Annotated in this window: 25 protein-coding genes and 1 tRNA gene; 11 read left to right on the top strand and 15 right to left on the bottom strand. The window is 59.7% G+C overall.

Annotated features, from left to right (window positions below):
• Positions 1-218 precede the first annotated feature (218 nt).
• From CX511_RS05925 to CX511_RS05945, 5 genes are all read right to left on the bottom strand, one after another.
• Positions 219-292, bottom strand: a tRNA-Gly gene (locus tag CX511_RS05925).
• 156 nt (positions 293-448) lie between these two features.
• Positions 449-1,333 (bottom strand): alpha/beta fold hydrolase, encoded by an 885-nt coding sequence (locus CX511_RS05930; RefSeq protein ID WP_045185609.1) that lies wholly within the window; start codon positions 1,331-1,333, stop codon positions 449-451.
• Between the two features lie 322 nt (positions 1,334-1,655).
• Positions 1,656-2,348 carry a pseudouridine synthase gene (locus tag CX511_RS05935; RefSeq protein WP_045185612.1) on the bottom strand — a complete coding sequence of 231 codons (693 nt, stop codon included), beginning with the start codon at positions 2,346-2,348 and terminating at the stop codon, positions 1,656-1,658.
• A 27-nt stretch (positions 2,349-2,375) separates the two neighbouring features.
• Positions 2,376-2,597 (bottom strand): cysteine-rich CWC family protein, encoded by a 222-nt coding sequence (locus CX511_RS05940; RefSeq protein ID WP_045185615.1) that lies wholly within the window; start codon positions 2,595-2,597, stop codon positions 2,376-2,378.
• Positions 2,590-4,080 carry a sensor domain-containing diguanylate cyclase gene (locus CX511_RS05945; protein WP_045185867.1) on the bottom strand — a complete coding sequence of 497 codons (1,491 nt, stop codon included), beginning with the start codon at positions 4,078-4,080 and terminating at the stop codon, positions 2,590-2,592. The genes CX511_RS05940 and CX511_RS05945 overlap by 8 nt, the downstream gene beginning before the upstream one ends.
• 216 nt (positions 4,081-4,296) lie before the next feature.
• Here CX511_RS05945 and CX511_RS05950 point away from each other — a divergent pair, with 216 nt between their 5' ends.
• Positions 4,297-4,698 (top strand): hypothetical protein, encoded by a 402-nt coding sequence (locus CX511_RS05950; protein WP_045185619.1) that lies wholly within the window; start codon positions 4,297-4,299, stop codon positions 4,696-4,698.
• 5 nt (positions 4,699-4,703) lie between these two features.
• Here the strand turns inward: CX511_RS05950 and dspII are convergent, their stop codons facing one another.
• Positions 4,704-5,810 (bottom strand): enoyl-CoA hydratase/isomerase DspII, encoded by a 1,107-nt coding sequence (dspII, locus tag CX511_RS05955; protein ID WP_045185621.1) that lies wholly within the window; start codon positions 5,808-5,810, stop codon positions 4,704-4,706.
• A gap of 127 nt (positions 5,811-5,937) precedes the next feature.
• Between dspII and ung the strand changes: the two genes are divergently transcribed.
• Positions 5,938-6,630: a uracil-DNA glycosylase gene (gene ung / locus CX511_RS05960; RefSeq protein WP_045185622.1), complete on the top strand. Its 693-nt coding sequence runs from the start codon at positions 5,938-5,940 to the stop codon at positions 6,628-6,630.
• Positions 6,631-6,648: 18 nt separating this feature from the next.
• On the opposite strand, the gene CX511_RS05965 is transcribed toward ung, so the two are convergent.
• The 5 genes from CX511_RS05965 to CX511_RS05985 form a co-directional block, all read right to left on the bottom strand.
• A complete protein-coding gene (locus CX511_RS05965; RefSeq protein ID WP_101293716.1) occupies positions 6,649-7,710 on the bottom strand; it encodes an AbrB family transcriptional regulator in 1,062 nt (353 codons plus the stop codon).
• Positions 7,703-9,217 carry a tripartite tricarboxylate transporter permease gene (locus tag CX511_RS05970; protein WP_045185626.1) on the bottom strand — a complete coding sequence of 505 codons (1,515 nt, stop codon included), beginning with the start codon at positions 9,215-9,217 and terminating at the stop codon, positions 7,703-7,705. The genes CX511_RS05965 and CX511_RS05970 overlap by 8 nt, the downstream gene beginning before the upstream one ends.
• Before the next feature lies 1 nt (position 9,218).
• A complete protein-coding gene (locus tag CX511_RS05975; protein WP_045185628.1) occupies positions 9,219-9,677 on the bottom strand; it encodes a tripartite tricarboxylate transporter TctB family protein in 459 nt (152 codons plus the stop codon).
• Positions 9,678-9,776: 99 nt separating this feature from the next.
• Positions 9,777-10,760, bottom strand: a complete 984-nt coding sequence (locus tag CX511_RS05980) for a Bug family tripartite tricarboxylate transporter substrate binding protein (RefSeq protein ID WP_045185630.1) — start codon at positions 10,758-10,760, stop codon at positions 9,777-9,779.
• Between the two features lie 34 nt (positions 10,761-10,794).
• Positions 10,795-12,084, bottom strand: coding sequence for an OprD family porin (locus tag CX511_RS05985; RefSeq protein ID WP_101293715.1), 1,290 nt, complete (start codon positions 12,082-12,084; stop codon positions 10,795-10,797).
• Positions 12,085-12,285: 201 nt separating this feature from the next.
• Between CX511_RS05985 and tctD the strand changes: the two genes are divergently transcribed.
• Together tctD and tctE are read left to right on the top strand one after the other, a co-directional pair.
• Positions 12,286-12,957, top strand: a complete 672-nt coding sequence (tctD, locus tag CX511_RS05990) for a two-component system response regulator TctD (protein WP_045185635.1) — start codon at positions 12,286-12,288, stop codon at positions 12,955-12,957.
• A complete protein-coding gene (gene tctE / locus CX511_RS05995; protein WP_045185637.1) occupies positions 12,950-14,329 on the top strand; it encodes a two-component system sensor histidine kinase TctE in 1,380 nt (459 codons plus the stop codon). The genes tctD and tctE overlap by 8 nt, the downstream gene beginning before the upstream one ends.
• Here tctE and CX511_RS06000 read toward each other — a convergent pair.
• On the bottom strand, positions 14,326-15,141 hold the full coding sequence (locus CX511_RS06000) for an HDOD domain-containing protein (RefSeq protein ID WP_101293714.1): 816 nt from the start codon (positions 15,139-15,141) through the stop codon (positions 14,326-14,328). The two genes, tctE and CX511_RS06000, sit on opposite strands and share 4 nt — an antisense overlap.
• Before the next feature lie 61 nt (positions 15,142-15,202).
• On the bottom strand, positions 15,203-16,144 hold the full coding sequence (ygfZ, locus tag CX511_RS06005; RefSeq protein ID WP_045185641.1) for a CAF17-like 4Fe-4S cluster assembly/insertion protein YgfZ: 942 nt from the start codon (positions 16,142-16,144) through the stop codon (positions 15,203-15,205).
• A gap of 165 nt (positions 16,145-16,309) precedes the next feature.
• Here ygfZ and CX511_RS06010 point away from each other — a divergent pair, with 165 nt between their 5' ends.
• Positions 16,310-16,564 carry an FAD assembly factor SdhE gene (locus CX511_RS06010; RefSeq protein WP_045185642.1) on the top strand — a complete coding sequence of 85 codons (255 nt, stop codon included), beginning with the start codon at positions 16,310-16,312 and terminating at the stop codon, positions 16,562-16,564.
• Positions 16,548-17,000 (top strand): protein YgfX, encoded by a 453-nt coding sequence (locus CX511_RS06015; protein ID WP_101293713.1) that lies wholly within the window; start codon positions 16,548-16,550, stop codon positions 16,998-17,000. The genes CX511_RS06010 and CX511_RS06015 overlap by 17 nt, the downstream gene beginning before the upstream one ends.
• Here the strand turns inward: CX511_RS06015 and nadB are convergent.
• On the bottom strand, positions 16,969-18,585 hold the full coding sequence (gene nadB, locus CX511_RS06020; protein ID WP_045185644.1) for an L-aspartate oxidase: 1,617 nt from the start codon (positions 18,583-18,585) through the stop codon (positions 16,969-16,971). The genes CX511_RS06015 and nadB overlap by 32 nt on opposite strands.
• Before the next feature lie 432 nt (positions 18,586-19,017).
• Between nadB and rpoE the strand changes: the two genes are divergently transcribed.
• The 4 genes from rpoE (at position 19,018) to CX511_RS06040 (ending at position 22,800) form a co-directional block, all read left to right on the top strand.
• Complete coding sequence (gene rpoE, locus CX511_RS06025; RefSeq protein ID WP_010220971.1) at positions 19,018-19,599, top strand: RNA polymerase sigma factor RpoE/AlgU; 582 nt, start codon at positions 19,018-19,020, stop codon at positions 19,597-19,599.
• A 31-nt stretch (positions 19,600-19,630) separates the two neighbouring features.
• On the top strand, positions 19,631-20,221 hold the full coding sequence (locus CX511_RS06030) for an RseA family anti-sigma factor (protein WP_045185645.1): 591 nt from the start codon (positions 19,631-19,633) through the stop codon (positions 20,219-20,221).
• 12 nt (positions 20,222-20,233) lie between these two features.
• Complete coding sequence (locus tag CX511_RS06035) at positions 20,234-21,199, top strand: MucB/RseB C-terminal domain-containing protein (protein ID WP_045185646.1); 966 nt, start codon at positions 20,234-20,236, stop codon at positions 21,197-21,199.
• Between the two features lie 221 nt (positions 21,200-21,420).
• The gene (locus tag CX511_RS06040) at positions 21,421-22,800 is read left to right on the top strand and encodes a DegQ family serine endoprotease (RefSeq protein ID WP_231353425.1); all 1,380 of its coding nucleotides are present in this window, start codon (positions 21,421-21,423) and stop codon (positions 22,798-22,800) included.
• A gap of 94 nt (positions 22,801-22,894) precedes the next feature.
• Here CX511_RS06040 and CX511_RS06045 read toward each other — a convergent pair whose 3' ends face one another.
• Positions 22,895-24,097 carry a hypothetical protein gene (locus tag CX511_RS06045; RefSeq protein ID WP_101293711.1) on the bottom strand — a complete coding sequence of 401 codons (1,203 nt, stop codon included), beginning with the start codon at positions 24,095-24,097 and terminating at the stop codon, positions 22,895-22,897.
• A 216-nt stretch (positions 24,098-24,313) separates the two neighbouring features.
• Here CX511_RS06045 and lepA point away from each other — a divergent pair, with 216 nt between their 5' ends.
• Complete coding sequence (lepA, locus tag CX511_RS06050) at positions 24,314-26,110, top strand: translation elongation factor 4 (protein ID WP_045185649.1); 1,797 nt, start codon at positions 24,314-24,316, stop codon at positions 26,108-26,110.
• Positions 26,111-26,118 lie beyond the last annotated feature (8 nt).

A 26,118-nucleotide genomic window follows, 5' to 3' on the forward strand; every position in this document is an offset into this window, starting at 1 on the left:
GCGTTATGGGCTCGGTGGGCAAGTTTGGTGAACAGATGGGCTGAGAGAATGTAGGGCGACAGCGTGCCTGGGTAGTGCTGCAAAGTAGTTAAATACCGCTCGAGTGGCGGTGGAGGCTGTTGCGCTGGATAACCTGCGGATGCCCCGTGTGAAAGGGCTAGGCGCCTCATCGCTTCCAGTTCAAAGAACTGTAGAAGACTAACGAGTCAGGGGAATGCTGGAGCGGGTGAAGGGAATCGAACCCTCGTTATCAGCTTGGGAAGCTGGAGTAATGCCATTATACGACACCCGCTTTCAGGGCTGACGTTGTACCAGATGTGCGCGGCGATTTGAAGCCTTGGCTGGTAAAAAAGCCTCGTTAGGCGGCCAGTAGCGCGAGGTCAGGCATCTTCCTTCTGCCCTATAGGGCCGCTGATGCATAAGGCTGCGCTACCGCCAACCAGGGTATTCAGATCGCCAGCGCATGATGCCCCGGCACGTACTGATTACGAACGCGCGATTCGCGCACAGGCGCTTTCAGGAACCCCAGCAAGGCATCACGCGTAGCATTGCAGGCGGCCTTGTGCTCCATGTCGAGGAAGTGGCCGGTGGCACGGATCTCGCTGAAGTGGCTGTTACGCACATGCTGGCTGAATTGCCGGGCATCGTCGGTAGTGGTGTATTCGTCCCACTCGCCGTTCATGAACAACACCGGAATGTCGATCACCCGTGCCGAGCGCAGGGCATTGTCCAGGTCGTGGTCGAGCACCTGGTTGATGTGAAAGTGCATCTGCGCGTATTCGTGGTTGTCCAGGCTGCTGACGTGCCGGTAGTTGAAACGCTTGAACAGCGACGGTAGGTGTTTGCCGATGGTGTCGTTGACCAGGTTGCCAACCTGGTATCGGTCACAGGCGCTGAGGTACTGGCAGCCGCGCTCGAGGTATTCGCGCATCGGTTCGTTGATCACCGGTGAGAACGAGCTGACCACGGCCTTTTCGATGCGCCGAGGCTTGTGCGCCAGTGCCAGCAGGGTGCAGGCACCGCCCCAGGAGAACGACATCACGTGGTCGGCGGCGAAATGCTCGATCAATTCGAGGAGGATCTGCCCTTCGGTTTCCTTGGTCAGCAAGCGCTCGTGGCGGTTGTGCGCCTTGGACTTGCCGGCATAGGGTTGATCGTAAAGCACCACGTTGAACTGCGGATGCAGGCTACGCACTGTTTGGGCAAACGAGGCCGTCGTGGCCAGCGAGCCATTGATCAGGATGATCGTCTTCTCAGCGGCGTCTGCGCGATAGAACTCCGTGTAAACCCGATACTGACCTTGTATATCAAGCACAGCAATTTCTGGCCTCATGTCGTCGACTCCTGGCGCAAAAAGGGTGTTCGCACATGCAAGGATGCGCGTTCTTTATGACAGGTAGGCATACGCCTTGAAGTGAAGCTGAGGGCCCTTGTCGATCCGTGTGCTGCGCTGGTCGACCGGTGTTGTTCTAGGTGGGCAATCTGCTGGACGCCAATGCTTCGAGGCACGGGTCGCCAGCAAAAAGGTGTCTTTGACTACGAGCGTGACTGGCAAGTCACATGCAGACCGACGATTGGATTCAAGCAGGCAGCTCAGTAACCCGCAAGTGCCTTTGGGGAAAATGACGAAATCTTTCCGCCAGGCGGTCGTGACTTCAGATCGCCAGAATTTCCTCAGGATAGAGCGCACGGTACTCGCCAGGACGCAGTCCCGGGTCCAACTGCAACGGGCCCATGGATTCGCGGTGCAGGCGCACGACTTTGTTGTCGAAGTGGCCGAACATGCGCTTTACCTGGTGGTAGCGGCCTTCGACGATGCTCAGGCGAGCGCTGCGCGGACCGAGCAGGGTCAGTTCGGCGGGCTGGGTGGTGAGGTCTTCGAAGGCGAAATAGAAGCCTTGGCGAAACTTGTCGATGTAGTGAGGTTCGATAAGCTGCTCGGTCTCGACGTAATAAATCTTCGCCAGCTTGGTTTGTGGTTGCGTCAGTCGTCGTGACCACTGGCCGTCGTTGGTCAGCAGCATCAGGCCGGTAGTGTTGAAGTCCAGGCGCCCGGCAATGTGCAACTCGTGTTTATCTGCCTCACTGATCAGGTCCAGCACGGTGCGGTGCTCCGGGTCCTGGGTGGCGCTAACGCAGCCTTGGGGTTTGTGCAGCATCAGATAACGCGCTGCGCGTCCGTCCTGAAGCACTTGATCATCGACCTCGATGCGGCTGAATTCGCGCACTTCCAGGCGCGGGTCACTGACGCAATAGCCGTCCACACGCACCCGTCGCTCGGCCAGCAGTAGGCGTACTTGCTGACGGTTGAAGCAGGGCAGGTTACTGAGGAATCGATCGAGACGCATACAAGGCCAGACGCTGGGCGTTGCAGTTTAACCGGCGCTTACGCTGTTTGCCGCTTGCAGTTGCTCCAGCACCTGGGCGCAGGCCGGGCACAGGCAGGCCTTGTTGCGCTGTTCGGCAGGCAATGTCTCAAGTACTTCGGGGGCGATGCTGACGCTGTAGCACCAGCACGCCTGGGCCGCAGTGCGCGGGTCGGCAAGGCTGCAACGGTTGCTGGCGCCACAGGCGGGACAGCATTGCGGGTCATTCATAGTCGGACCTGGACATCTCTACGCAGACGCGATTGCGGCCGCTTTGCTTGGCACGGTACAGCGCATGATCGGCGCGGGCGATCAGGCTGTGCAGGGTATCGTCAGGTTGCAGGCTGCTCAAGCCGATGCTGGTGGTCAAGTGGATCACTGTGTCGGCGAAGTTGAACGCCCTTTGTTCAGTGTGCAGGCGGATTTTTTCGGCCACTTCTTGGGCATGGGTAGCGTCGGTGTCTTTGAGCAGCACGATGAATTCCTCACCACCCCAACGACAGATAATATCCGCCTGGCGCAAGCAGTTTTCCAGTACATGGGCGAACTGGCGCAGCACTTCGTCGCCGGCCAGATGGCCATGGGTATCGTTGAGCTGCTTGAAGTGATCCAGGTCGATCAGTAAGGCAACCAGGCGCTTGGGCTCACGCAGGGCCTCGTTCAGGGCCTGCGCGGCCAGCAAGTCGAAGCCGCGACGGTTGGGCAGGCCGGTGAGGCTGTCGAGGGTGGCCAGGGTTTCAATGTTGTCCTGGTGGCGTTTGACCATGGCATTGAGCAGTGACAGCACGACGAGTCCGATAATGGTGCAGATCGCCAGGTTCAGGTACAGCGACTGGCGGATGTTGTCCAGGGCGCCGTCTTCACGCTTGTCGACGAACAGGTACCAGTTCAGTTCCGGCACCAGACGTACATTGAGAAAGTGGCTGTGACCGTTGCGGCTCAGGTACTCATAGCTACCGCTGACCGGTGTGGGCATCTGCTTGAGCAGTTCGCGTACCCCGTCCAGCTCGCGCAGCGCCTGGCCGGTGCGGGCACCATGAGCCCCACCCTTGGAGCCGGTCAGGACCACCTGTCCTTGCCGATCAACGAAGTACACCTGGCGCTGGTAGCGTTGTTGGTAATCATCGATCAGCCGCACCACGGCTTCGACGCTCAGGCCGATACCGGTAACGCCGATAAATTTGCCATGGTAGTCGTGTACGCGATAGTTGATGAATACCGTGAGCTTGTCCTGGTTGGCCATGTCCAGGTCGACGTTGATTTCGTACGGCGCCTCCATTTCCAACACGCGAAAGTACCAGGCATCGCGTGGTTCCTGCGGGTTGATCTGCTTGAGCACACCCTTTTGTGCCTGGTAATAGTTGCCGCTGGCGCTGGAGACGAAATAAGCCGTGTAGGCGTGGTACTGCGCCATGACTTCATTGAGATAGCGGGAGAGCTGCGTCGGGTCACGCTCGCCGGCTAGCGCCCAGTCCCGCAGGAAGGTGTCGTGAGCCATCATCGAGGAGATCAGGATCGGTCGCACCAGATCCTTCTGGATTTCCGAGTAGACCGTGTCAGAGGTCAGGGGCAGCTCGGTATTGACGATGTTGTCGCGGATCGAACTGCGCGAGGCGAAATAACTCAGCAGCGATGTGGCGAGAAAGCCGCAGCCGAGCAGCAAGAGCAAGGTCAGAATCAGCGAACGCTGCGAAAACAGGGCGGAGCGAGGCAATATGACAGTCCCTTGATATAGGCCAATGGCGTTCATTCTAGTGCGACGGCCGGAAAATAACTGGACAAATATCAAGGGTATTGGCGTTGTTTCAAATTATTGCTGCAATGGCACCGGATGTGCTTTGGATGGTCTTAATTGATGCCGATTGCGCTTTGCTGATCGACGCCGACCAGCGCCGCTGGGATGGGCAGTTTCGCGGTCCAGGAGGCCGCTATGTATCGCCGACTTTTGCTTGTTGCAGTGCTGAGTTTGCTGACCACCGCGTGCGTTCCTTACGGAGATAACGGGTACTACCGAAGCGAAGTCTATACCGCTGATCGCTATGGCTATCCTGGCTATTACCGGCCTGTCTATCCCAACAACCGTGGCTACTATGTGGCGCCACAACCACGCTACTACTCGCCGCCACCGAATCACTATCGTCCAGCACCTCATTACTACCGTCCCGCTCCCCACTACTATCGCTCAACACCGCATTATTACCGCTCGGCACCGGACCGTTACTACAAGGCCTATCCCGGGCGGGGGCAGGAGCGCTACCGCCAAGGGTCCTCACGTCAGGACCGCTACGATCGCCGCGGTGGCGGTCGCGTAGAGGGCAGTTGGCAGCGTTGAGCCTTTCAGGCCAGGTCCGCCAAGGGATGGCGGCCTTCCCATACCTTGGAAAAATGCGCATTGATCACAGCGTCTGGCACCTGGGCGATATCCGCCCAGTGCCAGCGTGGTTTTTGGTCTTTGTCGATTAAACGGGCCCGTACACCTTCACTGAACTCCGGGTGTCGGCAACAATTGAGGCTCATGGCGTATTCCATCTGGAATACTTGCACCAATGACAAGTACCGCGCCCGTCGGATCTGCTGCCAGACCAAGTGCGCAGTCAGCGGGCAACCTTCGAGCATGGTGTGCGCGGCATTGGCCAGTAAGGTGTCGGGGTGGTTACGCAGGGTGGCTATCGCACGCCAGGCGCAGACCGGATCGCTGACATCGAGCAGTGCATCGATCTGTTGGCGGCGTGGCAGCCATTGGGCTTGCGGCATTTCGACTTGGGTTCGATGTTGCTGGGCCTTGAGTAGGCTGTTCAATTGCAGTGCCGTCTGTTCTTGCCAGTTCAGCTGCAACAGGTCGTCGATCAGTTCTTCTTGCTGGTTTTCCCCCAACAGGCGATCTGCCAGGTCCAGATCCAAGGCATCGCGAGCATTGATACCGGCGCCGGTCATCCCTAGAAACAGCCCGAGTTTTCCCGGCAGACGGGCAAGAAACCAACTGGCACCTACATCCGGATACAGACCGATGCTGATTTCGGGCATGGCCAGGCGGCTGCTTGGGGTAACGATGCGCACGTTGGCCCCTTGCAGCAAACCCATGCCGCCACCGAGCACATGACCGTGGCCCCAGCACAGCAGCGGCTTGGGGTAGGTGTGCAGGCGGTAGTCCAGGCGATACTCGTCTGCGAAGAAGCGCGCGGCCAATGGCGGTACTTCCCCGGGATGATCGCGACAGGCCTGGACCAGGCTGCGTACATCACCCCCGGCACAAAACGCTTTGGCGCCAGCCCCGCGTAGCAGCACGCAGACAACCTCCGGGTTGTCTGCCCACTCAGCCAGTTGCTGGTCGAGCACTTCGATCATCGGTAACGACAAGGCATTGAGCGTCTTGGCAGCATCCAGGGTGGCGATGCCGATGCGGGCGCCATCGACGCCGGTGAGTTCTTCGCACTGTACGGCCATGGGCGACCTCATTCGTCTGATCCGGACAAGTATGGTCGGTGTCGGTGAAACTGCCGGTCGCTGGTCGGATCGATTGACAAGTACCGACAGCTTTCCTAGTGTCGCGCCATTGTTTACGGATGGCCTCATGACTGACGACGATCGCATCAAACTTGAACCGAGCTGGAAAGAAGCGCTGCGCGCCGAATTCGAGCAGCCCTACATGCAGCAATTGCGTGAGTTCCTGCGCGAGGAACATGCGGCGGGCAAAGAGATCTACCCGCCGGGGCCGTTGATTTTCAATGCGCTCAACTCCACGCCGCTGGGCCAGGTGAAAGTAGTGATCCTCGGCCAGGATCCGTATCACGGCCCCGGTCAGGCCCATGGCCTGTGCTTTTCGGTACAGCCGGGGATCCCGACGCCGCCATCGCTGGTCAATATCTACAAGGAGTTACACCGCGACCTGAACATCGAGATTCCCAAACATGGCTGCCTGCAGCATTGGGCCGATCAGGGGGTGTTGCTGCTCAACACCACCATGACCGTGGAGCGCGCAAATGCCGCCTCGCATGCCAAGAAGGGGTGGGAGTTTTTCACTGACCGGGTCATTGAAGTGGTCAGTGAGCACCAGCCCAACACGGTATTCCTGCTCTGGGGCGCCCATGCGCAAAGCAAACAGAAGCTGATCGACGGGACCAAGCATCTGGTCCTCAAGTCAGTGCACCCGTCGCCCTTGTCTGCCTATCGTGGGTTCCTGGGTTGTGGGCATTTCAGCCGCACCAACAAATTCCTCGAACAGCACGGACTGACGCCTGTGGAATGGGCCTTGCCGCCGTTGTAAGAGCAAAAAAAGGAAGCCTTAGCTTCCTTTTTTACTGTCTGGCCCGGCTGCTTGATGTTCGCCAATCCAGTGACGGAACAGCGGTTCAGCCAGAAACAGCACAAACAGTAAGCGCATCACTTGCAACGCGGTCACCAGCGGTACTGACAACTGAAGGGTCTCGGCGGTCAGGCTCATTTCAGCAATGCCGCCGGGCATCATGCCCAGGGTCAAGGAGCGTAGGTCCAATTGGGTCAGGTGGCTCAAGGTCCAGGCAGCCGCGGCGGCAATCAGCATGCTTAGCGCCGTCGCGACCAAGGTGCGCCCCAAAAAAGACGGCGCCCGGCGAAAGAACGCTCGATTGAAGTGGCAACCCAGGCCACTGCCGATCAGCCATTGGCCGATCTGGCTGGCGCCGTCGGGCAGGGCTATTTGCAAATCGGCGCCAACACTGGCGATGGCTGCCACCAACAGCGGCCCAAACAGCCAGGGGTTGGGTTGCTTGAAGCGTTGCCACAGCCAGGCCATGGCAATCCCCAGTGGGCAGATCAGCGCCAGCCAGCGCCAGCTGACACTGCCGGCATGGGTGATTGCCACCCCGTCACCGAGCAGGTACTTGAACAGCGCCGGTACACACAGCACCACCGCCAGCACCCGCAGGCTCTGTGCGGCAGCGACCTGGCTGAGCACCGCGCCATTGCGCGCGCCGAGGTTGACCATCTCTCCGGAGCCGCCCGGCATGCTGGAAAAGAATGCGGTGGCGCGGTCTTCACCGGTGCGGCGTAACAGCCAGATGCCGACCACGCTGGAGACGCTGGTGATCAGCGCACCACAAAAGATCAAACCGAAGTTGCTGGCCACCTGTTCCACCACCGCAGGGGTGAAGTGCAGGCCAATACCAATGCCGATGATCCACTGGCCGCATTTGCGCCCGCCGGGGATTTCGCTCAATTGCCAGGGCGTCAGGCAGCGTACCAGGATGATCGCCAGCAATGAGCCGACCATCCATGGCAGCGGCCAGCCGACCAGGCTGGCGAGGTAACCGCCCGCCAGACCGACCAGCCCAGTGGCCCAACACAGCTGCAAAGGCCGATCAGACATCAGCCAGGGCACGACGCTGGATAGCGCGCTTGCGCCAGATGCGTAGCAGTGGCAGCACCATCATGGCCAGGGTCAGGCCCCAGACACTCAGGCTGATCGGGCTGGACCAGAGGATGTCCAGGGCACCGTTGGAGATCGACAACGCTCGGCGCAGGTTTTGCTCCATCAAACCGCCAAGGATGAAGCCGAGGAGGATGGGCGACAGCGGGAAGTCCAGCTTGCGCAGGATGTAGCCGAAGATGCCGATGCCGATCATCAGAAACAGGTCGAAAGTGGTGGCATGCACGGCATAGACGCCGATTGCGGTGATGATCGCGATCACCGGCACCAGGGCCCAGTTAGGTACAGCGAGGATTCGGGTGAACAGGCGGATCATCGGGATGTTGAGGATCACCAACATGATGTTGGCGATGAACAACGAGGCGATCAGCCCCCAGACGATGTCGGGTTGTTGTGCGAACAGCATTGGCCCCGGGGTGATGTTGTACAAGGTCAGCGCGCCGATCATCACGGCGGTGGTTCCCGACCCCGGCACGCCCAGGGTCAGCATGGGCACCAGAGCGCCGCAGCAGGAAGCGCCAATCGCGGTTTCTGGCGCGGCCAAGCCGCGTTTGTCACCCTTGCCAAAGGTGCCGCTGGCACCGGCGATGCGCTTCTCGGTCATGTAGGCCACGGCGCTGGCCAGGGTTGCGCCGGCACCAGGCAGCACGCCCATGATGAAACCGAGCACACCACAGCGAATGTTCACCACGAATACTGAAGCGGCTTCCTTGAAGTTGAACAACATGCGTCCGGTCGCTTTCACTGCGGCGTGGCCATGGTGGGTCTTTTCCAGCAGCAGGAGGATTTCGCTGATGGAGAATAGGCCCAGCACCAAGACCACGAACTGAATACCGTCGGCCAAGTGCACGCTGTCACCGGTGAAACGGTACACGCCGCTGTTGGCGTCGATGCCGATGCTGGAGAGGAACAGGCCGATCAGTGCCGCGATGAAGGTCTTGAGCGGTCGGTCGCCGGCCATGCCACCCAGGCAGACAATCGCGAAGACCATCAGCACGAAATACTCAGCGGGCCCGAAGGCAATCGCCCATTTGGCCAGCAGCGGGGCAAACAGCACCATGCCACAGGTGGCGATGAACGCGCCGATGAACGAACTCCATGCCGACAACGACAGCGCTACACCGGCCAGGCCCTGGCGCGCCATGGGGTATCCGTCGAGAGTGGTCATGACGGTGGACGCTTCACCGGGAATATTCAACAGGATCGAGCTGATCCGCCCGCCGTATTCGCAGCCAAGGTAGACCGCAGCTAGCAGGATCAGTGCTGATTCTGGCGGCAGGCCGAGGGCGAAGGCGATGGGGATAAGCAAGGCCACGCCATTGATCGGGCCCAGGCCTGGTAACAGACCGACGACAGTGCCGATCAGGGTACCGGCCAGGGCGGTGACCAGGTTGTAAGGGCTCAGGGCGACGCCGAAGCCTTGGCCCAGATAACTGAGGGTATCCATGTCAATTCTCCAGAACGTCGAGTAGGCCCAGGGGCAGAGGGACATCCATGACTCGGTCGAACAACCAGTACAGGGCGATACTCATCAAACCGATGATCACCACACTGGGTAACCAGCGCCCCCCATAGAGCCGGGCCATGGGCACGCCGATGAGGATGCTGCTGAGAATGAAGCCGAGCGGTTCGAAGGTGGCGGCGAATACCAGTAGCAAACCGATGCACAGCGCGATTTTGTTCAGGGTTTCACGGTCAAGTTCAGGTTCGTCGTCCTTGCGTACGATGGGCGTAGGGCGAAATGCCAGGTACAGCAGGCCGATGCTCATCAAGCCGAGCATCAGCAAGGGGTAGGCGCGCGGGCCGACTGGTTCATAGGAAAACGCGGCCTGGTAGGGCCAGGCCATTACTGCCAGGGCGGCACATAGCGCCAGCAGAAACAGCGCGAAGATGCGTTGCAGGACCATAGGGGGAATCCTCTTTTCGCGGGGCAAGCCTGTACCCACAGGGTGGCGCTGTGTCCGTGGGAGCGGGCTGCCCCGCAATGCTTCTAAGGGTTTAGGGGCTTACTGAATCAGCCCAAATTCCTTGGCCAGGGTCTTGTAGTCCGCCACCTGTTTCTTCACGTAGGTGTCCAGTTCGGCACCGGTCATGGCGAAGGGGAACAGCTCGCGCTGGTCGCGCAGCTTGGCGAAGTCATCCGAGGCGAGCATTTTGTCGAACGAGGTCTTCCACCAGTCGTACTCTTCATCGGTGACCTTCGGCCCCAGATAGAAGCCGCGCACTACCGGCCAGACGATGTCGTAACCCTGTTCCTTGGCGGTCGGGATGTCCTTCATTTCCGGCTCGTCCAGGCGGTTCTCGGCGAATACCGCGAGCAGACGCATGTCACCGCTCTGGATGTGCGGCATGGAGTCGGAAATGTCGGTACTGCCGACCTGGATATGCCCACCGAGCAGTGCCGTGGCAATTTCACCACCGCCTTCGAGGGCAACATAACGCAGGTCACGCGGGTTAATGCCGGCCGCTTTGGCAATCAGTGCGGTCTGCATCCAGTCCTGGCTGCCGACGGTGCCGCCGGAGCCGATGACCACTTTGCTTGGGTCTTTTTTCAGCGCGTTAACCAGGTCATCTAGGGTCTTGTAGGGCGAGTCGCTTTTCACGGCGATGGCACCGTAACTGGTGCCGACCGCTGCCAGCCAGCGCACGGCGTTCTCGTCGAAGCGGCCAAACTTGCCTTGGGCCAGATTGAGCAGCGAGCCGCTGGACCAGGCCACCAGGGTTCCGGCATCGGCTGGCCGCTGGGCGACCACGGCGTTGTAAGCAACTGCGCCGACGCCGCCAGGCATGTAGGTTACGCGCATGGGCTTGCTGAGAATCTTCTCGTTGACCAGGGCGCTTTGCACCAGTTTGCAGGTCAGGTCGAAGCCACCGCCGGGGGAAGCCGGGGCGATGCACTCAGGGCGTTTGGGTTCTTCGCTTGCCAGGGCCTGGCCGGCAAACATGAGGCAGGCAGTGGCAAGTGCGATACGGCGCAGTGAAAAGGTCATCGTCTATCTCCGTGAGCATTATTGTTATCGGGGATTACCACAGCGCAAGGCTGTAACTCACCAGCAGCCGCACTTCGTCCGCATCGCGGGCAAAGTTGGAGCGGAAGGTGGCGTTGCGCAGGCGCACGGCGACGTTTTTCAGGGCGCCACTTTGCACCACATACTTGAACTCGGTATTGCGTTCCCATTCCTTGCCTTCACCGCCATCGGCCAGGCTGACATTATCGCCGCTGATGTAGCGAGTCATGAAGGTCAGGCCAGGGATGCCCAGTTTGGCGAAGTCATAGTCATAGCGCGCTTGCCAGGAACGCTCGTCAGCACCGGCGAAGTCGTTGATCTGGACGAAGTTGATCAGGTAAGGGTCGGCACCGTCGACGTAAGGGAAGGCGGTGTCACCAGACAGGTGCTGATAGCCGGCACTGAGCTTGTGGCCCAGGAGGCCGTAGCTGAGCATGCCGTTGAGCGCAGTGTTGTCGATGTTGCCACCACGGGCCTGGCCCTGGTCATCACTGAACGCCATGCGCAGGTCGGCGCCGAAGGTGCCGGGGCCCCAAGGCTGACTGGCAATCATGCCGACGAAGTGCTGGCGATAGACATCATCGAGCTGAGCCCAGTGGTAGCTACCAGTGATCTTGTCGGTGAACTTGTAATCCAGGCCAGCCATGTCGAAATGGTTGCCGGCAACCGTGCCAAGAAAGCGGCTGTTCTTGTTGTTGAGGGCGATGTCCTGATTGTCGGTGCTGTCGCGGTCCTTGGCTTTTTCCAGGCGGCCGCCGGTAAAGGTCAGGTTTTTGATTTCGCCGGAGGTCAGCAGGCCACCTTCGAAGGTCTGCGGCAGAATGCGACCGTCATTGGGCTGCAGGGTTGGCAATTCCGGCATTAGGGTGCCGACCTTCAATTCGGTTTGCGAGATCTTCACCTTGCCGGTCAGGCCGAGCTTGGAATACTCGTCGGCGGCGCGTCCGCTGTCGTGGGTCGGCAACAGGCCGCTGCCGGTGCGGTCGGGGCTGGAGTCGAGTTTGATACCGAGCATCCCCAAGGCGTCGAGACCAAAGCCAACCGTGCCGTCGGTGTAGCCGGACTCGAAGTTGAGCATGAAGCCCTGGGCCCACTCGTCACGTTTGGACTGCTGGGCGCTCGTGCCATCGCGAAAGTCGCGGTTGAAGTACATGTTGCGGGTTTCGAAGGTCGCTTTGCTGTCATCGAAAAAAGCAGCCTGGCTCAGCGGCGTGACGCCGGCAAGGGCGAGGGCACTGGCAACTGCGGTCTGGCGGGAGGGTAAACGGCGGGTAGGCGCGTACGCCTGGGGCTGCATGGACAGCATCGTAAATGACTCCGTTATTGTTCTTATTAGTTCGAACTTCATGTTCGGTTGTACGGCAAGCAGAGTGAGCCGTGAGAGGATGCTAGGGGCTGAACCTTTCGCTAACCTTTCAGCAGTTTTTCATTGTTTCCAGGGCTTCACAGGCGGGCTGTCGGCTGTACACTCCGCGCCATTGACCGCGACGCGACCGGAGAAAGAACGATGCGTGTGCTGCTCGTCGAAGACCATCTGCAGCTGGCTGAAAGCGTGGCCCAGGCCTTGAAAAGTACTGGCCTGACCGTGGATGTATTGCACGATGGCGTGGCCGCCGACCTGGCCCTGGCCAGCGAGGAATATGCCGTGGCCGTGCTCGATGTGGGCTTGCCGCGCATGGACGGTTTCGAAGTGCTGGCGCGCCTGAGGGCACGCGGCAAAACCCTGCCGGTGCTGATGTTGACCGCCCGCAGCGACGTCAAGGACCGGGTCCATGGCCTTAATCTCGGGGCTGACGATTACCTGGCTAAACCGTTCGAACTGACTGAGCTGGAGGCACGGGTCAAGGCCTTGTTGCGCCGTAGCGTGCTCGGTGGTGAGCGTCAGCAACGCTGTGGTCCCTTGGTGTACGACCTCGATACTCGCCGTTTCACCCTCGGTGATGATCTGCTGACCCTGACTTCCCGCGAGCAGGCTGTGCTCGAAGCCTTGATCGCCCGGCCGGGACGGGTGATGAGCAAAGAGCAGTTGGCCGCTCAGGTGTTTGGCCTGGACGAAGAGGCCAGCGCCGATGCCATTGAAATCTACATCCATCGCCTGCGCAAAAAACTCGACGGCCATGCAGTTGCCATCGTCACCTTCAGGGGGCTCGGTTACCTGCTCGAGCATCGCGATGCGTGACAGCGTCAGCCTGCGTGGGCGGCTGCTGTGGAACCTGGCGGTGCTGCTGGTGGTGTTGATGCTTGCCAGTGGCTTGAGTGCTTACTGGAATGGTCGTGAAGCCGCCGACACTGCCTACGATCGCACCCTGCTGGCATCGGCACGGACCATCGCTGCTGGTTTGTCGCAACGGGACGGCACCCTCAGTGCCGATGTGCCTTACGTCGCATTGGATACCTTTGCCTACGACAGCGCCGGCCGCATCTACTACCAGGTCAACGACATTCATCAACGGCTGATCTCTGGTTACGAAAATTTGCCGGCACCTCCGCCTGGCACACCGCGTACTGATGATTACCCGGCGCTGGCGCGCTTCTATAACGCCCGATATCTGGGGCAGGACGTGCGGGTGGTCAGCCTGCTCAAGGCCGTTTCCGAACCGAACATGAACGGCATGGCCGAAATCCGTGTGGCCGAAACCGAAGAGGCGCGGGTGCGCATGGCGCGCAGCCTGATGGCCGATACCCTGTTGCGCTTGGGCATGCTGGCGCTTGGCGCGCTAATGCTGGTGTGGTTTGCGGTCAGTGCCGCGTTGCGTCCGCTGGAGCGTTTGCGCAGCGCCGTGGAAGAACGTCAACCCGATGACCTGCGGCCCTTGCCGCTGGTCGAGGTGCAACGTGAATTGAGCCCGTTGGTGCGTGCCTTGAACCATTTCACCGAACGCCTGCGCGGCCAGTTCGAGCGTCAGGCCCAATTCATTGCTGAGGCCGCCCATGAGCTGCGCACGCCGCTGGCAGCGCTCAAGGCCCGGGTTGAGCTGGGCCTGCGTTCGAATGAGCCACAGGTTTGGCGTGACACACTGGAGTCGGCGGCCCAGGGTACTGACCGCCTGACTCACCTGGCCAACCAGCTGTTGTCCCTGGCGCGGGTGGAAAACGGTGCCAGGGCCATCGCCGAAGGGGGCGCACAGTTATTGGACTTGAGCCAGTTGGCACGTGAACTGGGTATGGCCATGGCGCCGTTGGCCTACGCGCGCGGGGTGGCGCTGGCGCTGGAGGCCGAGGCGCCGGTCCAGGTGCGTGGCGAACCGACGTTACTCAACGAGTTGCTTAGCAACCTGGTGGACAACGCTCTGGCCCATACACCCAAGGGTGGCAATGTGATTTTGCGCGTCTATGCGCCTGGAGTGCTGGAAGTCGAGGACGACGGCCCCGGCATTCCTGAAAATGAGCGCGAACGAGTGTTCGAACGCTTTTATCGACGTGGCGCCCAGGGCACTGGCTTGGGCCTGGCGATTGTCGGTGAGATCTGCCGCGCACACTTGGCCCAGATCAGCTTGCATGACGGTGAGCGCGGCGGTTTGAAGGTGCGGGTCAGTTTTACGGTGGACTAGCGGAACATCGAACGGGCAAACAGCAGGTCGCTGGCCTCCAGTTCAGTGCCGGTGGGCAGCCCCAGGTGGCGGTACGCTGGCAAGGCTGCCAGAGGGCGCGATCTGTCGTTGGCCGGGCTCAAGGCGCGGGCGATCTGGACGATGTCGACGTAGTCGACCCGGTCACTGCCACGGTCCAGGTCCAGGTCCAGGACCTGGCCGGGAAGCCTGACCAATTGTTCGGGAAACTCCCAACTGCTGAGGATCTTGTCGCCCAGGGCTGGATGAATCTGATCGATCACATAGTTCAGGCACACCGGATCCGAGAGCAGCTCGTTGTGTTCTTCGGCGTAAATCAGGATCGGCAGCACGCCAATCTGGTGAACCAGGCCAGCCAGAGCACCCTGGTCAGGTTTGAGTTGGGTGTAGCGTAGGCAGAGTTCGTAGCTAATGCCGGCAACTTCCAGACTGTTAGCCCAGACTTCGCGCATCTTCTTTTCGACCACCTCCGAGCGGGCGTGAAAGATCTGTTCGATCACCAGGCCGACCGCCAAGTTGCAGCTGTAATTGATGCCCAGGCGGGTGATTGCGGTCTGCAGGTCAGTGACTTCAACTGAAGCGCGCAGCAACGGGCTGTTGACCACCTTGATCAGGCGGGCCGAGAGGGCGGCGTCGCGGCCGATGACCTTGCTCAAGGCGCTAACGCTGATTTCGCTGTCTTCGGCGGCCTCGCGGATGCTCAAGGCAACCTCAGGCAAGGTCGGCAGCACCAGGTCATCGTTGTCGATGGCGGCCAGCAACTGGGCCTGGACCATCTCGGCCAGCTTGTTCATCGTGACTCTCTAGCGCAATTCAAGGAGAACCCCAACCTGATTGGGCCGGGGCAAGGCAGGCTCAGCGCTGGATCTCGCGGTCGCGATCCAGTTCGTAGGGCAACGTCAACAGCGCAAGGCGCGGACCGTCGGGGCTGCCCAGATGCAGGTTGTTGTCTTCCACGGCATCGGCAGTCAACACGGCCAGCAGTTCACTGCCGTCTGCGCTACGCGCGGCCAGGACCACTTCACCCACTGAAGAACTGTGAGTGGGTGAGAAAATCTCGGTGCCAGGTTCCGGTACGCTGTCGCTGCTCAATGCCACACGGTACTGGCGGCGCTTGAGCTTGCCCAGGTACTGCATGCGCGCGACGATTTCCTGGCCTGTGTAGCAGCCTTTCTTGAAGCTGACACCACCAACGGCCTGTAGGTTGATCATCTGCGGGATGAACAACTCACGGGTCTGGGCCATGACTTGGCCGATGCCTGCACGAATCTGCCCAAGCAGCCAGTCGTTCAGTGCTGCCTGCGGCAGCTTTTCGCCCAACACAGCCTGGACACCAGCGGCCTGCTCAGCCGGTACCCACAGCTCGACTCGGGCGGGCGACACAAGAATGGCAATCAGGTCGTTGTGACGGGTAATGCCATCGACCTGTGCCGGCTGCTCAAGGCCCAACGCCTGCAATGCCGCTTCGCCGTTATGCAGACCAAAGCGCACCCAGGCGTCGCTGTCGTCGGTCAGCTTGGCCTTGGAGAACACGGCGTACTTTTTCAGGTCGGCCAGCTGCGCATCAAGCAGCTCACGGGTCATGGCCAGCAGGAAACCGTCGGCCGCAGGCAGGATGCGAAAGCTCGACTGCATGCGGCCTTTGACCATGCAACGAGCACCCAAGCTGCTGGTACTGTCGTTGAGGTAGCTGATGTTGCAGGTCAGTTGGCCTTGCAGAAATTTGCCGGCGTCCGAGCCGCGGACGGCGAGAATGCCTTCGTGGGACAGGGTGCAGAAAAAAGCGGAATCGGCCATGGGTCATCGCAGGGTAGTAAGACTGGGGGTCATGATAGAGCGCCGTCGGCAAAATAGGTAGTTGAGTGCACCCCTGTGACATTATTTACTCACATGTCCGGACCAACGTCGCGTGTCCCAGAGGCCCGGGCTCTGTATACTGGCGGCCTATTTTCGGAGGGCTCCATGGTCGAACAAATTGAACTCAACAAGCTCTTTTGGCACAGCCGCCGCGGCATGCTCGAGCTGGACGTGTTGCTGGTTCCTTTCAGCCAGGACGTCTTTCCAACCCTGAGCCCGGAAGACCGCGAACTGTACTGGCGCCTGCTCGGTTGCGAAGACCAGGACATGTTTGGCTGGTTCATGGAGCGCAGCGAGTCCGAAGACCCTGAGCTGCAGCGCATGGTTCGCATCATTCTGGACCGTGTCCAGCCCAAGTGAGCGTTTCGAGTGTCGCTGGCAGGGCTCGCCAAGCCTGCTGGCGGCCTACCTGGTCAGTCTGCTGCTGGTTTTGCTGGCGCTGAGCCTGTTGCAGATACCCTGGTGGCTTCAACTGAGTGGCGTGGGCCTGTGTCTGCTGCACGCCGGCTGGATGATTCCCCGGCGCATTCTGCTCAGCCACCCGCAGGCCATCAGTGGTTTACGGCGAGCCCCTGACGGCTGGCAGTTGTTCAGCCTGGCCAAGGGTTGGCAGTCGGTACAGCTACGCCCTGACAGCCTGGCCTTGCCGGGCTTGATCGTGCTGCGCTATCGCCGCCAGGGTTGGTGGTTCAGTCAGGGTCTGTGCATTGCCCATGATGCGCTGGAACCGGTGCAGCACCGGCGCCTGCGCGTGCGCTTGAAGTTCAGTCGGCGTAGGTGGGCGGCTGCACAATAGTGTCATGTGCTTCGGCGAGCATACCGGGGTAGTCCAGGGTGTAGTGCAAGCCCCGGCTTTCCTTGCGCTGCATGGCGCAGCGAATCATCAGTTCGGCAACCTGGGCCAGGTTGCGCAGTTCGATCAGGTCGCGGCTGACCTTGTAGTTGCTGTAGAACTCGTCGATCTCATCCAACAGTAGGCGCACACGGTGCTCGGCACGTTGCAGGCGCTTATTGGTGCGCACAATGCCGACGTAGTCCCACATGAAGCGCCGCAGTTCGTCCCAGTTGTGCGCGATGATCACGTCTTCATCCGAGTCGGTTACCTGGCTGGCATCCCAGCAGGGCAGGGCCCGCGGCATGCTCACCTGGTCCAGGTGTGATTCGATGTCGGTGGCTGCGGCGCGGCCATAAACGAAGCATTCGAGCAGTGAGTTGCTGGCCATGCGGTTGGCGCCATGCAGGCCAGTAAAGCTGGTTTCACCGATGGCATACAGGCCGGGCACGTCGGTATGACCGCGGTCGTCGACCATGACCCCGCCGCACGTGTAGTGAGCGGCAGGTACCACTGGAATCGGCTGGCGGGTGATGTCGATACCGAAGGTCAGGCAGCGCTCATACACGGTGGGGAAGTGGCTTTTGATGAACGCCTCTGGTTTGTGGCTGATGTCCAGGTACACGCAGTCCACGCCCAGGCGTTTCATTTCGTGGTCGATGGCGCGAGCGACGATATCGCGTGGCGCCAGCTCTTCGCGAGGGTCGAAGCGCGGCATGAAGCGCTCGCCGTTGGGCAGTCGCAGCAACGCGCCTTCACCGCGCAGGGCTTCGGTAATCAGGAAACTCTTGGCCTGAGGGTGATACAGGCAGGTGGGGTGGAACTGGTTGAATTCCAGGTTGGCCACCCGGCAACCGGCACGCCAGGCCATGGCGATACCATCGCCGCAAGCACCGTCGGGGTTGCTGGTGTACAGGTAAACCTTGGCTGCGCCACCGGTGGCGAGCACGGTGAAGCGCGCACCAAAGGTGTCGACTTCGCCAGTGTTGCGGTTGAGTACGTAAGCGCCCAGGCAGCGGTCGCCGTCCTGGCCCAGGCGTCGCTCGGTAATCAGATCAACCGCCACCCGCTGTTCCAGCAGCTCAATGTTGGGCCGTTGCCGCGCCTGGGCCAGCAACGTGGTGAAAATCGCCGCCCCGGTTGCATCGGCAGCATGGATGATGCGCCGATGGCTATGGCCGCCTTCGCGGGTCAGGTGAAACTCAAAACCGCCATCATCGACACTGGCATTTTCATCGCGGGTAAAGGGCACCCCCTGATCGATCAGCCACTGGATGGCCTCGCGGCTATGCTCAACAGTAAAGCGCACGGCGTCTTCATGGCACAGGCCGCCGCCGGCGTTGAGGGTGTCCTCGACGTGCGACTGCACGGTGTCAGTGTCATCAAGCACGGCGGCGACTCCGCCTTGGGCCCAATAAGTGGAGCCGTTGGCAAGATCGCCCTTGCTCAGCACGGCAATACGCAGGTGGCCGGGGAGGTTCAGCGCCAAGCTCAGACCGGCGGCGCCGCTGCCGATCACGAGGACATCGTGTTGTAGTTGTTGGCTCATGTCAGGACACTAGTATCTGGAGAGGGGGATCGGCACAATAGTCAGGCGCTTATGGCAATGTGAAACTATCGTGAATCTGGACCGGTTGCCTTTATAGCAGCCCCAAGGCTCTGATTTCCAATGGAGCTGTAGGGTCCTGGTAGCTTGCTGTGGGAACTTTCCGTGCCATGCGGATATCCATAGAAGGCTGCCCACACACCACAATGCCGCGGCGACGCATGGCAGTGGCCCGTAACAAGGCGCTGTCGGCGTACTCGAGACCCGATTATCGACGCAGCCGGCCGTGACCGCGCTGCGTTTTTCGTGCGAGCCGACCAAGGGCCGCAGGAAACTTGCTTGGAGGGGAGAACTTTTGCGAAAAGCCCGAGTCTATGGTTGCAAGCCTGAACGATGCTTCTCGCAACGCTCCTTCAAGTTCACTGAGGAGTGTTCATGCTAACCCAGGAAGAGGATCAGCAGCTTGTCGAGCGCGTGCAGCGTGGCGACAGGCGAGCGTTTGATCTGTTGGTGCTGAAGTATCAGCACAAGATTCTCGGGTTGATCGTGCGTTTTGTACACGACACCCATGAAGCCCAGGATGTGGCGCAGGAAGCTTTCATCAAGGCTTACCGGGCGCTTGGGAATTTTCGCGGCGACAGTGCTTTTTATACCTGGCTGTACCGCATTGCCATCAACACGGCAAAGAACTATCTGGTGTCCCGCGGTCGGCGGCCACCGGACAGCGATGTAAGTTCCGAGGATGCGGAATTTTACGACGGCGATCATGGCCTCAAGGATCTGGAGTCCCCCGAGCGTGCGTTGTTGCGAGATGAGATCGAAGGCACCGTCCATCGGACCATTCAGCAACTGCCAGAAGATTTACGGACGGCGTTAACTTTACGTGAATTTGATGGTCTGAGTTACGAGGACATTGCGAGTGTCATGCAGTGTCCAGTGGGTACCGTGCGCTCCCGGATTTTCCGCGCTCGGGAGGCCATAGATAAAGCCCTGCAGCCGTTGTTGCAGGAAACCTGAGACAGCGGCGACAGCCAAGAGAGGAACCGCCATGAGTCGTGAAGCGTTGCAGGAATCGCTGTCCGCGGTAATGGATAACGAAGCGGACGAACTGGAATTACGTCGGGTATTGAACGCCGTCGATGATGCCGAAACCCGTGCCACCTGGTCGCGTTATCAGGTTGCCCGTGCCGCCATGCACAAAGAACTGGTGCTGCCACAACTGGATATCGCCGCTGCCGTCTCTGCCGCACTGGCTGACGAAGCCGCGCCGGTCAAGGTCAACCGTGGTCCATGGCGCAGCCTGGGTCGCCTGGCTGTCGCTGCCTCGGTTACGGTCGCTGTGCTGGCCGGTGTGCGTCTGTACAACCAGGACGAGATCAGTGGTGCCCAGCTGGCTGCCCAGCAACCGGCGCAGCAGAATCTGAGCGTGCCGCAAGTTCAGGGCCCAGCCGTGTTGGCAGGCTATAGTGAAAGTGCAGAGCAGCCAGGCCCAATGGCCAATGGCGTGCTGCAAGGGCAATCCGGCTGGCACGACCAGCGTCTGCCCGGCTATCTGCGCCAGCATGCTCAGGAAGCAGCCCTCAAAGGTACCGAGAGCGCTCTGCCTTATGCCCGTGCGGCTAGCCTGGAAAACCGTTAAGTAAGGAGGATCATGCGCGCGCTACCTCTACTACCGCTGTTGCTGGGTGGCTGGCTGGTTCTGCCGGCCCATGCGGCCAACTCCTCACCGGAGGCAGGCGACTGGCTCAAAAAGCTAGCCCAGGCCGAGCAACAGCAGAGTTATCAGGGTACTTTCGTTTACGAACGTAACGCCAGCTTCTCCACCCACGACATCTGGCATCGCGTCCAGGATGGCAAGGTCAGCGAGCGGCTGCTTCAGCTCGATGGCTCCGCCCAGGAAGTCGTGCGTGTCGACGGGCATACCCAATGCGTGAGCGGAACCTTGGTACCGGGTGTCGCCAGTACCCCGGAAACGACTGCGCGAGTGCTTGATCCCCTGAAACTGATGAGCTGGTACGACCTTGGGGTGGCCGGCAAGTCTCGGGTTGCGGATCGTTCCGCGGTTGTTGTCACTTTGACCCCGCGTGATCAGCATCGATACGCCTTCGAATTGCACTTGGACAGCAAGACCGGTTTGCCGCTCAAGTCGCTGATGCTCGACGACAAGGGGCGTCTGCTGGAGCGTTTTCAGTTCACTCGTCTGGATACCTCTACTGCGCCGACCGACAACGAACTTAAGCCAAGTGCGCTATGCAAGCCGGTAATTCAGGTGGCGGCACAGGCTGCACAGCCTGTCACTGGCTGGCGTTCCGACTGGCTGCCACCAGGTTTCGAACTGGTTGATAGTTCGGTCCGCAAAGACCCGCAAGGCAAGAACACCGTCAACAGCCTGATGTACGATGATGGCTTGGCGCGCTTTTCAGTGTTCGTTGAAGCCTTGGACGGTGGCTCTGCAGCGGATATTCGTACCCAACTGGGCCCTACCGTTGCCGTATCCCGACGCTTGACTACGCCCAAGGGAGAGGTGATGGTGACTGTCGTGGGTGAAATTCCGATCGGTACCGCCGAACGAATTGCCTTGTCGATGCGTTCCCAGGATACCCAGGCGCAAAAATGAACCGCAGGCACAGTGCTCAATGGCCGAGGATTGCTTGGCTGACATGATTGGCAAGCTTTGCAGTTTGCAAAAATCTCAGAATTTTTCTATAGGTCAGTCCTTTCGGGGTCTGGCCTTTCCTGCGTCTGCAGGGCCCTACTGCTAACCACGCTCGATGTGACGGGAGCCGTATGTCAATACCACGCTTGAAAACCTACCTATCGTTGTTCGCCGCCGTGCTTATGCTCGGGCAGGTGGCCACCGCCCAGGCCGAAGCCCTGCCGGACTTCACCACCCTGGTCGAGCAGGCCTCGCCTGCGGTGGTCAACATCAGTACCAAGCAGAAACTGCCTGATCGCAAGTACGCGTCCGGTGAGATGCCTGACCTCGAAGGCTTGCCGCCGATGTTTCGCGAGTTCTTCGAGCGCAACATGCCGCAAGCCCCGCGTTCGCCCCGTGGCGATCGCCAACGTGAAGCGCAGTCGCTGGGGTCGGGCTTCATCATCTCCAGCGACGGTTATGTCTTAACCAACAACCACGTGGTGGCCGACGCCGATGAAATCATCGTGCGCCTGTCTGATCGCAGCGAGCTGCAAGCCAAGCTGGTGGGCACCGACCCGCGCACTGACGTGGCCTTGCTCAAGGTTGAAGGCAAGAACCTGCCTACGGTCAAACTGGGAGACTCCGAGAAACTCAAGGTCGGCGAGTGGGTGCTGGCCATCGGTTCGCCGTTTGGCTTCGACCATTCGGTGACCAAAGGTATCGTCAGCGCCAAGGGGCGTACCTTGCCTAACGACACCTATGTGCCGTTCATCCAGACCGACGTGGCGATCAACCCGGGTAACTCCGGTGGCCCGCTGTTCAACATGAATGGTGAGGTGGTGGGTATCAACTCGCAGATCTTCACTCGCTCGGGTGGTTTCATGGGCCTGTCGTTCGCTATCCCGATCGATGTGGCGCTGGATGTTTCCAACCAGTTGAAGAAGGACGGTAAGGTCAGTCGCGGTTGGTTGGGCGTGGTAATTCAGGAGGTCAACAAAGACCTGGCTGAATCCTTCGGCCTGGACAAACCGGCCGGTGCCCTGGTGGCGCAGGTTCTGGAAGATGGTCCAGCGGCCAAGGGTGGGCTGCAGGTGGGGGACGTGATTCTGAGCATGAACGGTCAGCCGATCATCATGTCTGCTGACCTGCCGCACCTGGTCGGCAGCCTCAAGGATGGCGCCAAAGCCAAGCTCGACATCATCCGTAACGGCAAGCGTCAGGACCTGAGCATCACTGTCGGTGCGCTGCCGGACGAAGATGCTGATATCACCACCAACGCCCAGGGTGGCGTTGAGCGCAGCAGCAACCGTCTCGGTGTGTCGGTCGCCGACCTGACCGCTGAACAGAAGAAAGCGCTCGAACTCAAGGGGGGCGTGGTCATCAAGGAAGTCCAGGACGGCCCGGCTGCCCTGATCGGCCTGCGTCCGGGTGACGTCATCAGCCACCTGAACAACCAGGCGATTCTCTCGGCCAAGCAGTTCACTGAAATTGCCAAGGAACTGCCGAAGAATCGCTCGGTGTCGATGCGCGTACTGCGTCAAGGGCGTGCCAGCTTCATTACCTTCAAGTTGGCTGAATAAGCCTGGCGCCTTGTTCGGCGCTCGCTGGTGTTAAGTAAAAGCCCGATGCGCAAGCGTCGGGCTTTTACGTTTCTGGCCGGGGTGATCCATGTGCCTAACTGAAAATGGACATCACGGTCCCAATCACACCGGTAGCCGCTGTTGAGTTGAAACCAAGCAAAGTGCTACTCGAACGGGTAAGGCAGCCGATTCCATCAGTAATGCCGACAAGCCCGTCATAAGGCTGGTATTGCTCATCCATCGTGCCGTTTGGCATGAATCGCATGTACTGGATTCTATTCCCCTCACCAAGTGCCACGAGCTTGTCATCAGGCTGCAGGGTCATGCTGTACCACCTGCTGTGGTGCCCAGGGGAAAGATCTGTCAGGACCGGTTCGCCCTTGTTGAAGTCCGGGTCAGGTGTGCCGTGCTGCGTGAACTGCCAAAGCAAGGCGTGATTCTTGCCTGAAGTGCCAGCATAGGCGAAGCCCGTGATGATGAGCTTCCCATTTGGTCGCTGTAAAAGTTGATTGAGTGCTGTGGGTTGTTCGGCGGCGCGCAACCTGAGGACCCCATCAGCACCAAAAGAGGAGTCCAGCGTTCCGTCGTTGCGATAGCGGGCGATAAAACCTCGCTGTTCTGGTTTCTCAAGTGCCAGCGTTCCTGAGACAAGAAAGGTATCAGGTAACTGCACCAGGCCAGAAATCGAAACGTCATGATCGTCCGGGAGAATTTCGATGAACTCAAGCGAGCCAAATCCAGGCTTGCCGTCCAGGCCCAGACGATAGACTCTGGCGGTGCGGGGGCGGTCTTGAGTGGCGCGGAGATTGATGCTCGCCAGCAGATGCTGGGCATTGACCGTCAACCGATTTTTGCCAATCACCAGTCCAGTGTCGCTTGGAATACTCAGCCAGAAGGTTTGAGCGGGGCCTTTGCCGTCGGGGTTGAACCAGCAGCCGATAACGGGCTTTACCTGTTGAGAGCCTGGGGCGACACTCCAACCTAGTAACAGGATGTGGCCCTCTTCTGTCACTGCCACGGCTTCGCTGGAGGACTGTTCGTCGAGTTTAAATAGCCCGGTTTTCATGCCTTTTTCGGCGAAATTCTCATCGATTTTTCCGTCTTTGGTAAAACGGGCCATGGCGTAGTGCCGTCTACCCGTGTTGTCGATTGCCAGAGCGCTGGCGAGAATATTCTCCTGCTGAAGGGCAATACCTGTGATATTCAGTCCTTGCCAGCCCAATAGCGATAGCTCTGCTCGGCCCAGGTCACCGAACGTGGGATCGTAGTTGCCAGCCGGTTGTGTCGAAATGTTCATGGGAAGGCTCCGGGTGTGTGAGCCATGAGCTTATGCGCCTGAATGAGGTCGCTAAACTGGCAGAAATACTAGGGGTGAGCCTACGAATCGAGTAACACAACCACATCAACGTCTAATGGTTAGTGGGTGGGCGTGGCAGCTTGCACAGGCTTCAGGTACAATTCCCGGCTATTTTTCGGTGGGCGTCCGGCCCGCAGCCTTTTTGAGTGTTGACCCGTGAGTGATTTGAGTCATATCCGCAATTTCTCCATCATCGCCCACATTGACCATGGCAAGTCGACCCTGGCCGACCGCTTCATTCAGATGTGCGGTGGCCTGTCTGCGCGTGAAATGGAAGCCCAGGTACTCGATTCCATGGACCTGGAGCGTGAGCGCGGTATCACCATCAAGGCTCACAGCGTCACCCTGCACTACAAGGCGCAGGACGGCAAAACCTACCAGCTGAACTTCATTGACACCCCTGGCCACGTTGACTTCACCTATGAAGTCAGCCGTTCCCTGGCGGCGTGCGAGGGTGCATTGCTGGTGGTCGACGCCGGTCAGGGCGTTGAAGCTCAATCGGTTGCCAACTGCTACACCGCCATCGAGCAGGGCCTTGAGGTCATGCCGGTACTGAACAAGATGGACCTGCCCCAGGCTGACCCGGACAAGGTCAAGGACGAGATCGAGAAGATCATCGGCATTGATGCTACCGACGCCGTGGCCTGCAGCGCCAAGAGCGGTATGGGTGTGGACGAGGTGCTCGAGCGCCTGGTGCAGACCATCCCCGCTCCGACCGGTGACATCGAGGCGCCGCTGCAGGCGCTGATCATCGATTCCTGGTTCGACAACTACCTGGGCGTTGTGTCCCTGGTACGTGTGCGTCATGGCCGGGTGAAGAAGGGCGACAAGATTCTGGTCAAGTCCACCGGCAAGGTGCACCTGGTCGACAGCGTCGGTGTATTCACCCCGAAGCACACCCAGACCGCTGACCTCAAAGCCGGTGAAGTAGGCTTCATCATCGCCAGCATCAAGGACATTCACGGCGCTCCGGTCGGTGACACACTGACCCTGAACACCACCCCTGAAGTCGAAGTGCTGCCGGGTTTCAAACGTATTCAGCCACAAGTTTATGCCGGCCTGTTCCCGGTCAGTTCCGATGATTTCGAAGATTTTCGTGATGCATTGCAGAAGCTGACCCTGAACGACTCGTCGTTGCAGTACCTGCCGGAAAGCTCCGATGCCCTGGGCTTCGGCTTCCGTTGCGGTTTCCTTGGCATGCTGCACATGGAGATCATCCAGGAGCGCCTGGAGCGCGAATATGACCTGGACCTGATCACCACCGCGCCAAGCGTAATCTTTGAGGTCAAGCTCAAGACCGGCGAAACCATCTACGTCGACAACCCGTCGAAGCTGCCGGATGTGTCCTCGGTCGAAGATTTCCGTGAGCCGATCGTTTCGGCCACCATCCTTGTGCCTCAAGAGCACCTGGGCAACGTCATTACCCTGTGCATCGAGAAGCGTGGCGTACAGCGCGACATGCAGTTCCTCGGTTCGCAGGTGCAAGTACGTTACGACCTGCCGATGAACGAAGTGGTACTGGACTTCTTTGACCGTCTGAAATCCACCAGCCGTGGTTATGCCTCGCTGGACTACCATTTCGACCGTTACCAGTCGGCCAACCTGGTCAAACTCGATGTACTGATCAACGGTGACAAGGTCGACGCCCTGGCGCTGATCGTGCACCGTGACAATGCGCACTATAAGGGCCGCGCATTGACTGAGAAGATGAAGGAACTGATTCCTCGGCAGATGTTCGACGTGGCAATCCAGGCCGCCATTGGTGGGCAGATTGTGGCGCGAACCACTGTCAAGGCGCTCAGAAAGAACGTACTGGCCAAATGCTACGGTGGTGACGTGAGCCGTAAGCGCAAGCTGTTGGAGAAGCAGAAGGCCGGTAAGAAACGCATGAAACAGGTTGGTAACGTGGAAATTCCACAAGAAGCCTTCCTCGCCGTGCTCAGGTTGGAATAATTAGGTCC

The sequence above is a fragment of the Pseudomonas sp. S06B 330 genome (genome assembly GCF_002845275.2).
In the GTDB taxonomy this organism is placed as follows: Bacteria; Pseudomonadota; Gammaproteobacteria; order Pseudomonadales; family Pseudomonadaceae; genus Aquipseudomonas.